Origin of the sequence: Gordonia sp. NPDC127522 (genome assembly GCF_042672305.1) — a bacterium.
In the GTDB taxonomy this organism is placed as follows: Bacteria; Actinomycetota; Actinomycetes; order Mycobacteriales; family Mycobacteriaceae; genus Gordonia; species Gordonia hongkongensis.
Genome location: NZ_JBHXVK010000020.1, coordinates 1 through 13,373, shown reverse-complemented (window position 1 = coordinate 13,373; position 13,373 = coordinate 1). Strand labels below are relative to the sequence as shown.

Genomic DNA, 13,373 nt, shown 5'->3' with positions numbered 1-13,373 from the left:
TCACACGACGACCGGGAAGAACCCCCACCCGAACGCGGCGTCGAGGATTCGCACGAAACCGTAGGTCAGCCACACCCCCAGCAGGACGGCGCCGACGGGTCCGAGCACACGGTCGCGCCAACCGGCGAGCGGCGCCCCGCGACGGCGCACCAGGGTGACCGTCGCCGCGACGACGGTCACCGCGGTCAGCACCAGGAACACCGGACCGAAGGCATTGAACGTGAACGCGGACCCGACGTCGCCGTGCATGAACGCAACCCAGCTCCGGGTGAGTCCGCAGCCGGGACACGGAAGGCCGGTCATCACCGCGAACGGACACAGCGGCGGTCCGCTCTCCACACCACCCGGACTGAACACACACGCGGCGCCGAGCGCGGCGGCACCGACCACCGCGACGGTCGTCGCGCCCACCACCTGAGTGCCTGATAAGCCCTGTTCGCGGCGGTGATCGAGGGTCATGCGGCCAGCGTAGCGGGTGTGCGGAACGGTGGTGTCGGGCAAGTGCGTGACAAACTTCTTACTCCGAAGTAAGGTATGGACTTACTACCGAGTAAGATAGGTCGCATCGACCCTCCACCCACACGTGGATCCACGCACAGACCCCCACCGGGGCGACTGGAAAGAAACGGCTGGTGATCATGACAACCCACACCGAACCGCGCGACACCTCCGCAGTCGGCCGCAACCCGCACCCGCGCAACTTCATCGGCACCGCGATGCGCGTCCTGACCACGGTGACGGGTTCCGAGTTCGCCGAGAAGTACAAGATCCGCGAACCCATCAACCGCATCGCCTACCAGGGCACCAAGACCGGTTTCCAGACCCTCGGGGCGGCGAACCGCGCGTTCAAGGCCGCTCAGGGCGGCGGCTCCGGCCAGGCCAAGCGTCTCACCAGCACGCCCAAGGACTACTTCAACCTCACCCCCGACGACGAACAGCAGATGATCGCCGAGACGGTGAAGGAGTTCGCCACCGAGCTCCTGCGTCCGGCCGCACACGACGCCGACGCCGCCGCGGCGGCCCCCGAAGACCTGGTCAAGCGGTCTGCCGAGCTCGGCATCACCATGATCAACGTCCCCGAGGAGTTCGAGGGCGCCGCCTCCGAACGCGGGGTCGTCACCAACGCGCTCGTCGCCGAGGCGATGGCCTACGGCGACATGGGCCTGGCGCTTCCGCTCCTCGCGCCGAGTGGCGTGGCCACCACCCTGACCAACTTCGGTACCGACGAGCAGCAGCGCACCTACCTGCCCGACTTCGCCGGGGAGAACGTGCCCCAGTCCGCGGTCGTCATCGCCGAGCCGCGTCCGCTGTTCGACGCCTTCTCGTTGAGCACCAAGGCAACTCGCGTGCCGAGCGGGTTCCGTCTCAATGGTGTCAAGTCCTTCGTCCCGGCCGCCGGCTCGTCGGAACTGTTCATCGTCGGCGCCCAGCTCGACGGCAAGCCGGCCCTCTTCATCGTCGAATCCGACACGAAGGGTCTGATCGTCGAGGCCGACCCGGGCATGGGCGTGCGCGCCGCGGGCATGGGTCGTCTGCTGCTGCAGGACGTCGCCGTCCCGGCGACCGCCATCATCGGCGGCGAGGCCGACGCCGCGACGTCGGCGTACCGCGACGTCGTTCGCCTGTCCCGGCTGGGCTGGTCGGCGCTGGCCGCGGGCACCGCACGCGCCGTCCTCGACTACGTGATCCCCTACGTCAACGAGCGCGAGGCGTTCGGCGAGCCGATCTCCAACCGTCAGGCGGTGGCCTTCATGGTCGCCACGATGGCGACCGAGGTCGACTCGATCCGCCTCGTCACGCTGCGCGGTGCCGCGCGCGCCGAGCAGGGTCTGTCCTTTCCCCGCGAAGCCGCACTGGCGCGCAAGCTGACCATCGACAAGGGGCTGCAGATCGGCCTCGACGGCGTCCAGCTGCTCGGCGGCCACGGCTTCACCAAGGAACACCCCGTCGAGCGCTGGTACCGCGATCTCCGCGGTGCCGGCATCGGCGAAGGCATCGTCGTCCTCTGACCGCGTTTTGCGAACGTAGCGAAAGAACCTCTCATGAGCATCAATCTCGAACTCCCGAAGAAGCTGCGCGTCACCGTCGACCAGGCCCATCAGGCCGCCGCGGAGATCTTCCGGCCCATCTCGCGCAAGTACGACCTGCGCGAGCACGACTACCCCGTCGAGCTCGACACCCTCGCCAGCCTGTACGACGGTCTGTCCGAGACCGGACAGGCCGGTGCGGGCGCCGACGGCGGACGTAGCCAACAGAAGAAAGACAAGCCCAAGGCCGAGGGCGCCGTGGTCAACGGCGGCAACATGCAGTCCGTCGTCAACGTGATGGAGACCTCCTGGGGCGATGTCGGCCTCATGCTCTCGATTCCCTATCAGGGACTGGGGAACTCGGCGATCGCCGCCGTCGCGACCGACGAGCAGCTCGAGCGCTTCGGCAAGGTGTGGGCGGCCATGGCCATCACCGAGCCCGGCTTCGGCTCCGACTCGGCCGCCGTCTCGACCACCGCCACCCTCGACGGCGACGAATACGTCATCAACGGCGAGAAGATCTACGTGACAGCGGGATCCCGCGCCACCCACATCGTCGTCTGGGCGACCGTCGACAAGAGCGCCGGCCGCGCCGCCATCAAGAGCTTCGTGGTGCCGCGTACCCATCCGGGTGTCACCGTCGAACGCCTCGAGCACAAGCTGGGCATCAAGGTCTCCGACACCGCGGCGATCCGCTTCGAGAACTGCCGGATTCCGAAGGAGAACCTGCTCGGCTCACCCGAGGTCGACACCAAGAAGGGCTTCGGCGGGGTCATGCAGACCTTCGACAACACCCGTCCGCTGGTGGCCGGTATGGCCGTCGGCGTGACGCGTGCCGCGCTCGAGGAACTGCGCGCGATTCTCGACGAGGCCGGCATCGAGGTCGACTACGATCGGCCTGCCGCCGACCAGCACGCCGCCGCTGCCGAATTCCTGCGCATGGAGGCTGATTTCGAGGCCGCGTACCTGCACACCATGCGGGCCGCCTGGATGGCCGACAACAAGCAGCCGAACTCGACCGAGGCGTCGATGTCCAAGGCGAAGGCGGGCCGCACCGCCACCGACGTCACCAACAAGGTCGTCGAACTCACCGGCACCCTCGGCTACTCGGAGCGCTTGCTGGTGGAGAAGTGGGCGCGCGACTCCAAGATCCTCGACATCTTCGAGGGGACGCAGCAGATCCAGAATCTGATCATCGCCCGGCGGGTGCTGAACAAGAGCAGCGCCGAACTCAAGTGATCATCTGAGGCAGAGAGCATCTCGGCCCCGCGACGGAGCTCCCGTCGCGGGGCCGAGTCGTTCGTGGGCCGGCGATCAGACGAGCCACACCACCCACACGGCGGCCGCACACGCGAACACCGACGCGACGAGCGTTCCGACGGCGTACGCGGCGGACCGCCACCTGTCCTCCTGCTGCCCCAGCCGCACCGTCTCGAACGCAGCCGTGCTGAAAGTCGTGTAGCCACCGCAGAATCCGGTCCCGAGGACCAGCTGCCAGTCGTGCGGCGCCCCGTGGAAGACGACGAGACCGGCGAGCACACCCAGCAGTGCCGACCCGCTGACGTTGATCGCGAAGGTGCCCCAGGGTGTCGTCGACGGCCATCGGTGTCGAATAGCTCCGTCGACGACGAACCGGGTGACGGCACCGAGCGCTCCCGCCACCATCACGGCGAACGCGATCACGACCGTTCCCTCCGCCCGGCGATCGTCGATGCGACTCCGATCCCGCAACCCGCCGCGAGAACCCCCAGCACCACGCTCAGCACCGCATACATGATTGCGGTCACGACCGCCGAAGCCCGTGTCAGTTCGGTGATCTCCAGCGCGAAGGTGCTATAGGTGGTCAGCGCCCCACAGATGCCGGTGCCGCCGAAGAGACGGATGCGCTGGCGCCATCCGTCGTCGGGTCCCGAACGCATCAGCAACTCGAGCAACGCTCCCAGCACGAACGCGCCGGCGACGTTCACCCCGAAAGTGGCCCAGGGCCACCGCCCTTCGACGGCCGGGAACGAGTTCTCGGCCCACAGCCGGAGCCCGGTGCCGAGAATCCCGCCGGCGAACACCCAGGCGACGGCCTGCACACGCAGGTGCACAGGGCGTTCGTCCGGATCGACCGGGAGTTCGCGGTGCTCGTCTCGGTGCACGCGCCAAGTCTCCGCTACGTGACCGACGCGTACAACACGATCAGGTAGATCGGTACCAGCACGTCGAAGAAGAAGATGGGACCGGCGTTGCCCGCCTTGAAATTACGCCGGGTCACCATCTCCCGTACGTGCCCGACCGCGGCGCCCAGGTAGAACACCGAGAACGCGATGATGGTGGCGAGGGTGAACTCGTCACCGAAACCCGATGCGATCACGCCCAAGACACCCGTCGCCAGGCTGGCGAGCCCGACCTCCCATTGCCACGGCGTCTTCGGGGGCCACCCGATCGACTCGGCGATCGGCTCGCCGAAGAACATGTGGCCGCACCCGGTCATCCATCCCTGTACACCGATCATCCACAACACGGAGTTCTCGAGCAGATCCCGGCCCAGGTCACCACCCGGGGTCGACACGTCGACGATCGTGGTGATGATCGTGCCGACCAGCCCGACGAACGGCACCAGCCGGATCGCGGTGCGAAGCACACCATCGAGCATCGACTCAGCCCTCGAGTTGTGCGGCCAGCGCGGTCAGGACATCGGGGTCCTCGATGGTGGAGGGCACGGTGTACTCCTCGTGGTCGGCGATCTGCCGCATGGTCTTTCGGAGGATCTTGCCCGACCGTGTCTTCGGCAGCGCCGGCACCACCGTCACGTCGCGGAACGTCGCGACGGCCCCGATCTCGTCGCGCACCATGGCCACGAGTTCGGTGCGCAGTGTCTCGGCGTCGATGTCGACGCCGGACTTGAGCACCACGTACCCGCTGGGACGCTGGCCCTTCAGTTCGTCGTGGATGCCGATGACCGCGCACTCGGCCACCGCCGGGTGCGACGCCACCACCGCCTCGATACTGCCCGTCGAGAGCCGGTGTCCGGCAACGTTGATCACGTCGTCGGACCTGCCGAGAACGAACACGTAACCGTCGGCATCGACGTAACCGGAGTCGCCGGTCAGGTAGAAGCCGTCGAACGCCGACAGATACGACTTGCGGTACCGCTCCTCGTCGCGCCACAACCCGGCGAGGGTTCCGGGCGGCAGCGGCAGACCGATGACGATGTTGCCCTCCTCGCCCGGGCCCAGCGAATTGCCCTCGGCGTCGACGACGCCCACGCGGTAGCCGGGAACGGCGACCGTCGGCGAGCCCGCCTTGATCGGCATCGGTTCCAGCCCACGGAGATTCGCCGCGATGGCCCAACCGGTCTCGGTCTGCCACCAGTGGTCCACGACCGGGACACCGAGCACCTCCGAGGCCCACGTGAACGTGTCCGGGTCGAGTCGCTCGCCCGCCGCGAACAACGTCTCGACCGAGGACACGTCGTACTTGCTCAGTTCGGTGGCGTCCGGGTCCGCCTTGCGGATGGCGCGGATCGCGGTGGGTGCGGTGAACAACGCCTTCACCCCGTGCTCGCCGATGACACGCCAGAACGCGCCCGCGTCCGGGGTACCGACCGGCTTGCCCTCGTACATCACCGATGTCGCTCCGACGAGCAGGGGCCCGTACACGATGTAGGAGTGTCCGACGACCCACCCGACATCCGAGGCGGTCCACCACACGTCGCCGGCGGCGATGTCGTAGATGTTCGCCATCGACCATGTCAGGGCCACCGCATGTCCGCCGTTGTCGCGGACGACGCCCTTGGGCTTTCCGGTGGTCCCCGAGGTGTAGAGGATGTACAGCGGATCGGTGGCCTTCACCGGAACCGGCTCGACCGGATCGGCCCCGGCGAGCGCGTCGTCCCAGTCGAGCCATCCCTCGTGATCTGCTGCGGCACCACCGATCTCGGGACGGTCCTTGACGATGACGACACGCGGCGGCGTGGCCGACAACTCGATGGCCTTGGCCACCATCGGCAGATACTCGACGACCCGGCCCGGTTCCAGACCGCCCGAGGCGGTGAGGACGGCGACCGGCTCGGCGTCGTCGATACGGGTCGCGAGCTCACGGGCGGCGAACCCACCGAACACCACCGAGTGCACCGCGCCGATCCGCGCGCACGCCAGCATCGCGACGGCCGCCTCGGGGATCATCGGCATGTAGATCACCACGCGATCGCCGTAACCGATCCCCTGCTCGGAGAGGACACCGGCGAATCGCGAGACCTCGTCGAGCAGTTCGGCGTAGGAGTACCGACGGACCTCGCCCACCATCGCCGAATCCCAGATCAACGCGGTCCGGTCGCCGTGTCCCGCCGACACATGGCGATCAAGGGCGTTGGCGCAGGTGTTCAGCGTCGCGTCCGGGAACCAGCGGTAGAGCGGGGCGGCCGAGTCGTCGAGTGCGGAGGTGGGTGGGGTGATCCATTCGACGCCGGTGGCGGCGTCGAGCCAGAACGCCTCCCGATCGTCGGCTGCCCGTGTGAACGCTTCGATGTACCGGCCCATGGCCATCCCTTCGACGTCGTCGGTGAGGGCACCGGTGTCGTCGGTGCCGCATCGCCCTTCGAGGGTATCGGGGTGACCGGGGACACCGTGTTCGATCCCGCGCCCGCACCGTCGGCGGGTCAGTAGAGGTACGGACGGAAGCTGTCCTCGGTGAACCGTTCGTTGCCCGCTTCGGGCATCACGCGCCGGGTGATCTCCGCGACCGAGGGCAGCGCGTCGGGTCGCCATGAGTCCGGCTTCCACAGATCGGACCGGAGAAACGCCTTGGGACAGTGGTAGAACACCTCGTCGACGGTGATCTCCACCGCGAGGATCGGTCGCTTACCGCTGACCGTGAGGTCGTCGAAGTAGTCGGCGTCGTCGACGATGCGGGCGCGGCCGTTGATCCGCAGCGTGTCCCCGCGACCGGGTACGACGAAGATGGTGCCCGCATTGGGGTTCCGGAGTATGTTCACGTAGCCGTCGACACGACGGTTGCCCGGCCGCTCGGGTATCGCGATGTGCCGGTCGTCGATGACGTGGACGACCTTGCCGGCCGGGTCGCCCTTGGGCGACACGTCGATCCGTCCGAGTTCGTCGGCGGTCGCCAGGAACACCATCGGCGACTCCGCGAGCCATTCCCGGTCGACGTCGGCGAGTGAGTTTCGCGCCTTGTCGCGGATGATCTCCATCGGATGGCCGACGATCTCCCGCAGCCTCGACTCGTCGGTGATGTGCATCTGCACATCGTGTCACGCGGTCGTTGCTACGCGGGTCGCGGTGCGGGCGCCGGCCACGGGAAGGTCCAGGTGGTGTCGCGGACATCGTCGAGCCGCGCCGCCCGTCGGCGCAGATGGACCGACCCGTCGGTGACGATCAGGGTGACGTCGGCGTCGAGTCGTCCGGCGAGACGTCGGGCGGTCCAGCCCGGTCGTGTCCCACCGGTACCGATGACGACGGCACCGGCCCCCACCCGTCCGGCCGCCCGGTGCAGGACCGTCGTCGGGTCGCCGACCTCGCTCATGGTCGACACCGTCCGTGCACCATGCCACCTCGCGAGTTCGGCGGCGGTCCGCAGGGTCTCGTCGACTCCCGCCTGACCGGAGAGCAGGTAGGACTCGTCCTTGAGGACGTCGTGGAGCGTGGTGCTCGCTTCTTTCCGACGACGCCGCGTGGCGCAGATCAGGATCAGGTCGCCGGAATCGCCGAGCAGTCGAACGGCGACCTTCACCGCACGCAGCGAGGCGTCACTCCCGTCGACTCCGACGACGACCGGACGGCCGAACCCCGCGTGGCTCTTCACCGGTACGCCGCGCGCGTCGATCGGCGGGGCCAGGCCGGGATCTGTCGGCATTGGTCGGGTCTCGAGGCGCTCCCAGCGCCGGGGTCGCGTCCGCAGCGTGCTCATGATGTCCTCCTCGGTCGGCGATTTCGCTGCTCACAACGTTATGGAGGCCATCGTCCCGAGTCGCCATCCCGCGGGTTGACCGGTTCTCCACCCCAGGGTGGACGGCGGAATCCACCGTGAGGCGGACGTTCGGCAGTTCTGCGGAACTATCCTGGAACGGTGACGGGCTTCACAGTGGAGATGGGCGCGGGGCTGCGCCGGCGGATCGAACGGGCGGGCGGCGACTACCCACCGCTGTACCCCGCGGTGATCCTGTCGTCGAGCGTCGTGGTCACGCTGGTGTCGACGGCACAACGTTTTCCGTTCGATCAGATCGGGTGGGTGATCGCGGCTCTCGTCCTCGCCGTGCTCTCGCTGGTGCTCGACCTGACCCTGCCGCCGACCTCGTACCCGTGCTCTGCGGTGATCATCAGTACGGTCTGCTTCCTCATGGTCCCGACGCCCACCGACGCCGCCCCACTCCAACTCGTCCTGGTGGCGGCGATCGCCGCCGCGATGTATCCCCTTCTCGGCGGACTGATCGTGACGGCGGCCTGCTTCGCCGTCATCGTGTGGTTCGGCGCCGTCGGCGGTCTCGAGTCACCGGCCATCTACGCGCTCGGCGTCGCGTGCGGTTGGCTGATCGGCTACATGATGCTGATCCAGAAGCGTTTGGCCGACAATCGGGCCCGGGTGCTCGCCGAGCGTGCCGACCGCGCCGCGAGCGACGAACGACAGCGGATCGCCCGCGAGATCCACGATGTCATCGCGCATTCCCTGTCGATCACCATGCTCAACGTCACCGGCGCCCGTCGCGTGCTCGAACAGGATCGTGACATCGAGGAGGCACTGGAGGCACTCTCCGACGCCGAACGCCAAGGCCGACAGGCGATGACCGAGATCCGCACCATCGTCCACGTATTGGGGACGACCGAGCCGACGGGAACGACGGCCCCGTCACCGGGCGCCGGAGACCTCGTCCGGCTCGTCGAGGACTACCGCAAGGCCGGCGTCGACATCGACTTCAGCCTCGTCGGCGACCTCACCGAGCTGCCACGTCCGGTCGGTGCGGCGCTGTATCGGATCACCCAGGAGTCCCTGGCCAACGTCGTCAAACACTCGGTGGCCAAGCAGGCCTCGGTCTCGGTGTCGGTGGCCGATACGGTGGCTCTCACGGTCGAGAACCCGGCGACCGAGGATCGGCCACGAGAATGCGACGGCACCGGTATCGAGGGAATGACCCAGCGCGCGGCACTGCTCGGCGGCACTCTCCAGACAGCACATCGGGCAGGCACCTGGTCGGTTCACGCGAGCCTGCCGTCGCGACCGATCACCGCGGGGGTGCCCGCATGACGACGACCGCACCCACCGATCCCGCGGCCGACCCGATCCGGGTTCTCCTCGTCGACGACCAGGAGCTCATCCGTACGGGCCTGCGTCGCATCCTGCGCCTGCGCGACGGCTTCGACATCGTGGGTGAATGCGCGGACGGTTCCGGAGTCCTCGCGGGGATCGCCGAGCACCGGCCCGACATCGTCCTGATGGATCTGCGGATGCGCGACGTCGACGGCATCACCGCCACCACGATGGTCCGCACCCTGCGGGAGCCGCCCCCGGTGCTGATCCTGACCACCTTCGACGACGACGCCCTGTTGTCCCGTGCCCTGCGCGCCGGAGCGGCCGGATTCATCCTCAAGGATTCGCCGGCCGAGGCGCTGATCTGGGCGGTGCGCGCGGTGGTCCGCGACGGTGCGTTCCTCGACCCGGCGGTGACCGAACGCGTTCTCCACGGGTTCCGACGGTCGGGGCGCGAGCAGGTGAGCACCGTGCCCGGGCTCACCGACCGCGAGACCGATGTCCTCCGCCTGATCGCCCGGGGCCGCACCAACACGGAAATCGGTGCGGCCCTCGGCATCTCGCAGGTGACCGTGAAGAGCCACATCAATCACATCTTCACCAAGCTCGACCTCCGCGACCGGGCGGCGGCGATCGTGTACGCCTTCGACCGTGGGCTCGTGGTCGCCGAGTACGACTGAGCCCGTGTAGATCAGTCGTGCACGGTGGCCTCAGGGGCGAGCACCTCGACGTCGACCCCGTCGACGAACCGGTACGGGCCCGCCACGAGCAGACCACCGAAGTGCTTGCGCAGCCGGGACATCTCGGCCCGCACGGTGACCGTCCGGTCGTCGACGCCGAACAGATGCATCGACATCTGGGCCGCGGTGACGCCGCCGGGCCGTCGCGCCAGGAGGGTGAGGATCTCGCCGTGCCGGGGCGAACAGCGATGGGTCCAGGCACCGCTCGCGCCTTCGACGGTGACCTCGACGTTTCGCAGACCCGGTGCGCCCGGCGGTACCCGCACGATCACCCGTGTGGTCGATGCGTCCGACGTCTCCGCGACGCGCACCAGCCACCCGCCGGGTAGCGCCTCGACGTCGCACTCCCCCAACGCATTCACGAAGATGCGGCCGGGGCTGAGCCGCGGTGGCAGGATCAGTCGCGCTCGCGGGGACACGGTGTCCACGGCGGCGACCCACCCGTCGGTGTCGACCGCCAGCGCTGGGCCGGGCATGCGGGCGAGGATCGGCGCGGCCACCGCCCGCAGCGAATCGAGCCGTCGGTGGTGGCTCTCGCGTAGTTGTGATTCGGCCAGCCGGGCGACCGCATGCACCAGCGCCAAGGTGGTCGGATGGATGGTGGCGGCCGGACCACTCACATCGACCACCCCCAACATCTCACCGGTCCGCGGGTCCTTGATCGGCGCGCCGGTGCACGTCCACGAGTGATGACTCCGCACGAAGTGTTCAGCCGAGAACACCTGCACCGAACGACCGGACATCAACGCCGTACCGATCGCGTTGGTCCCCACCGAGCCCTCGGCCCAGTCGGCGCCTTCGACGAACCCGAGGGTGTCCGCGCGCGTGAGCACCTTCGACGACCCGCTCCGCCACAGCACGTGTCCGTCGGCATCCGAGACGACCAGGATGTTGTCGCCATCGGCGATCAGCGACTCGAGGCCACGTGCCAGCTCGTCCACGACCTCCACCAGGCCGGAGCGTCGGCGGCGTTCCTCGAGCTCCTCGAGCTGAAGCGTCCGTTCCCCGGCGCAGTCCACGTCCGGGTCCAGACCGGCACGTCGGAGTCGTTGCCACGAGTCGTCGATGACGCTGCGCGGACGCGCCGGCATGCGCCCGCCCGACATCGCCGCGTCGTGAACCGCGCTGAGAACGGACGCGAACTCGCGCGGATCGTCGCCGGCGTGCACCGCGGGCTCCAGCTCGGAGGCCGACTCGTAAGCGTTCATCTCTTCGATTGTGCGTCACGTCACAGACGACGACAACGTACCCCGCCCCTCGCAACCCCCTGCAACCCTTGCCGCCACCCGGCGCCGGGGCGTCTGCTGTCCACAACCCGCTGTGTTCCACATCACGTTCGCGGGGCACATTTCGAGGAGGCATCATGACTCAGACATTGGAACCGGTCGTCCATCTCGGCCGCACCCCGCAGGAGCGGATCGACGCCTGGCTGCGTGAGTTCGAATCCGCACTCGCCGCACACGACATCACCCGCGCGACGAACGCGTTTCTGACCGACAGCTTCTGGCGCGACCTGACCGCATTCACGTGGAACATCAAGACCGTCGAAGGTCACGAGCAGATCGCCGACATGCTGACCGCACGTCTCGCGGACACCCGCCCGTCGAACTTCACCGCCACTGAACCGGCAACCGACGACGGGGACGGTGTCGTCTCGGCGTTCATCGCGTTCGAGACCGCCGTCGGACGGTGTGAGGGACACCTGCGCATCCGTCGCGACGACGACGGTGGCGGGCGCGATGCCGGGGAGGACAAGGCCTGGACGCTGCTGACGACGATGCAGGAACTGAAGGGACACGAGGAGTCGGCCGGCCCTGATCGACCGCTCGGGGCGGTGCACGGTTCCGACCCCGACACCCGTTCCTGGGCGGAGAAGAAGGCCGACGAGGAATCGTCACTCGGACGGTCGGCGCAACCGTATGTGCTCGTGATCGGCGGTGGGCAGGGCGGTATCGCGCTCGGCGCACGACTCCGCCAGCTCGGCGTTCCGTCGGTCGTCGTCGATCGCCATGACCGTCCCGGGGACCAGTGGCGCAAACGCTACAAGTCGCTGTGCCTGCACGACCCGGTCTGGTACGACCATCTCCCGTACCTGCCGTTCCCCGACAACTGGCCGGTCTTCGCACCCAAGGACAAGATCGGAGACTGGCTCGAGTTCTACACCAAGGTCATGGAGGTCCCGTACTGGAGCAAGACGACGTGTCTGTCCGCCGAGTACGACGAGGCCGAGTCACGGTGGACGGTTGAGGTCGACCGGGACGGTGAGCGCCTCACGCTCCAACCGACGCAGCTGGTCCTCGCGACGGGAATGTCCGGCAAACCTGCCGTCCCTTCCGTCCCCGGGCAGGAGGTGTTCGCCGGGGAGCAACACCACTCGAGCGCACACCCCGGACCGGACGGCTACCTCGGCAAGAAGGTCGTCGTCATCGGCTCCAACAACTCCGCGCATGACATCTGCAAGGCGCTGGTCGACAACGGCGTCGACGCAACGATGGTGCAGCGCTCCTCGACCCACATCGTGAAATCCGACTCGCTGCGGTCGATCGCCCTCGGTTCCCTCTACAGCGAGGAGGCGGTCGCCTCCGGGATGACGACCAAGAAGGCCGATCTCACCTTCGCCTCATTGCCCTACCGGATCATGCACCAGTTCCAGGTACCCGTGTACGACCAGATCCGCGAGCAGGACAAGGACTTCTACGAACGCCTCGAGGCGGCCGGCTTCGAGCTCGACTTCGGCGACGACGACTCCGGACTCTTCATGAAGTACCTACGCCGCGGGTCCGGCTACTACATCGACGTGGGCGCCAGCGAACTCATCGCCGACGGAACGATCAAGCTGGTCCACGGTCAACTGGACCACCTCACCGAGACTTCGGTGGTGCTCGCCGACGGGACGGAGATCGACGCCGACGTGGTCGTCTACGCAACGGGGTACGGATCGATGAACGGCTGGGCCGCCGACCTCATGGGGCAGGAGGTCGCCGACCGTGTCGGAAAGGTGTGGGGACTCGGCTCCGAGACGACCAAGGACCCGGGCCCCTGGGAGGGCGAACAGCGGAACATGTGGAAGCCCACCCAGCAACCGGGCCTGTGGTTCCACGGCGGAAATCTGCACCAGTCGCGACACTATTCGCTCTATCTCGCCCTACAGCTCAAGGCGCGATATGAAGGAATCCCCACGCCCGTATACGGCTTGGCAGACGTCCACCACCTGAGCTGATCGCCAAAAAGAAATGCCCCGCAACCACGAAGGTTGCGGGGCATTTCTGAAATTGTGTTCGGCGGTGTCCTACTCTCCCACACTGATTAGGGTGCAGTACCATTGGCGCTGGAGGGCTTAGCTTCCGGGTTCGGAATG

At 67.8% G+C, this 13,373-nt stretch carries 13 protein-coding genes; 5 read left to right on the top strand and 8 right to left on the bottom strand.

Annotation, left to right across the window (positions count from 1 at the left end; genetic code table 11):
- On the bottom strand, positions 1-459 hold the full coding sequence (locus ACFVHY_RS21470; protein ID WP_390275339.1) for a DUF2752 domain-containing protein: 459 nt from the start codon (positions 457-459) through the stop codon (positions 1-3).
- A 179-nt stretch (positions 460-638) separates the two neighbouring features.
- Between ACFVHY_RS21470 and ACFVHY_RS21465 the strand changes: the two genes are divergently transcribed.
- Positions 639-2,009, top strand: coding sequence for an acyl-CoA dehydrogenase family protein (locus tag ACFVHY_RS21465; protein ID WP_390275338.1), 1,371 nt, complete (start codon positions 639-641; stop codon positions 2,007-2,009).
- Between the two features lie 33 nt (positions 2,010-2,042).
- Entirely contained in the window at positions 2,043-3,266 is a 1,224-nt protein-coding gene (locus tag ACFVHY_RS21460) for an acyl-CoA dehydrogenase family protein (protein WP_068971866.1), read from the top strand.
- A 75-nt stretch (positions 3,267-3,341) separates the two neighbouring features.
- Here the strand turns inward: ACFVHY_RS21460 and crcB are convergent, their stop codons facing one another.
- The 6 genes from crcB to ACFVHY_RS21430 all read right to left on the bottom strand — a co-directional run bounded on the left by crcB (position 3,342) and on the right by ACFVHY_RS21430 (position 7,940).
- Entirely contained in the window at positions 3,342-3,710 is a 369-nt protein-coding gene (gene crcB / locus ACFVHY_RS21455) for a fluoride efflux transporter CrcB (RefSeq protein WP_175404384.1), read from the bottom strand.
- Positions 3,707-4,171, bottom strand: coding sequence for a fluoride efflux transporter FluC (locus tag ACFVHY_RS21450; RefSeq protein WP_390275337.1), 465 nt, complete (start codon positions 4,169-4,171; stop codon positions 3,707-3,709). The genes crcB and ACFVHY_RS21450 overlap by 4 nt, the downstream gene beginning before the upstream one ends.
- 14 nt (positions 4,172-4,185) lie before the next feature.
- Entirely contained in the window at positions 4,186-4,668 is a 483-nt protein-coding gene (locus tag ACFVHY_RS21445) for a DUF6790 family protein (RefSeq protein WP_390275336.1), read from the bottom strand.
- A gap of 4 nt (positions 4,669-4,672) precedes the next feature.
- On the bottom strand, positions 4,673-6,553 hold the full coding sequence (locus ACFVHY_RS21440) for a propionyl-CoA synthetase (protein WP_390275335.1): 1,881 nt from the start codon (positions 6,551-6,553) through the stop codon (positions 4,673-4,675).
- Between the two features lie 119 nt (positions 6,554-6,672).
- Complete coding sequence (locus tag ACFVHY_RS21435; RefSeq protein WP_211539436.1) at positions 6,673-7,272, bottom strand: MSMEG_1061 family FMN-dependent PPOX-type flavoprotein; 600 nt, start codon at positions 7,270-7,272, stop codon at positions 6,673-6,675.
- A gap of 26 nt (positions 7,273-7,298) precedes the next feature.
- Positions 7,299-7,940 (bottom strand): universal stress protein, encoded by a 642-nt coding sequence (locus ACFVHY_RS21430; protein WP_226513761.1) that lies wholly within the window; start codon positions 7,938-7,940, stop codon positions 7,299-7,301.
- 159 nt (positions 7,941-8,099) lie between these two features.
- Here ACFVHY_RS21430 and ACFVHY_RS21425 point away from each other — a divergent pair, with 159 nt between their 5' ends.
- Positions 8,100-9,272 carry a sensor histidine kinase gene (locus tag ACFVHY_RS21425; RefSeq protein WP_390275333.1) on the top strand — a complete coding sequence of 391 codons (1,173 nt, stop codon included), beginning with the start codon at positions 8,100-8,102 and terminating at the stop codon, positions 9,270-9,272.
- The gene (locus tag ACFVHY_RS21420) at positions 9,269-9,955 is read left to right on the top strand and encodes a response regulator (protein ID WP_390275332.1); all 687 of its coding nucleotides are present in this window, start codon (positions 9,269-9,271) and stop codon (positions 9,953-9,955) included. Before ACFVHY_RS21425 ends, ACFVHY_RS21420 begins: the two co-directional genes overlap by 4 nt.
- An 11-nt stretch (positions 9,956-9,966) precedes the next feature.
- Here the strand turns inward: ACFVHY_RS21420 and ACFVHY_RS21415 are convergent, their stop codons facing one another.
- Entirely contained in the window at positions 9,967-11,223 is a 1,257-nt protein-coding gene (locus ACFVHY_RS21415) for a GAF domain-containing protein (protein ID WP_390275331.1), read from the bottom strand.
- 155 nt (positions 11,224-11,378) lie between these two features.
- On the opposite strand from ACFVHY_RS21415, the gene ACFVHY_RS21410 reads away from it, so the two are divergent.
- The gene (locus tag ACFVHY_RS21410; RefSeq protein WP_390275330.1) at positions 11,379-13,235 is read left to right on the top strand and encodes a flavin-containing monooxygenase; all 1,857 of its coding nucleotides are present in this window, start codon (positions 11,379-11,381) and stop codon (positions 13,233-13,235) included.
- Positions 13,236-13,373: the final 138 nt, after the last annotated feature.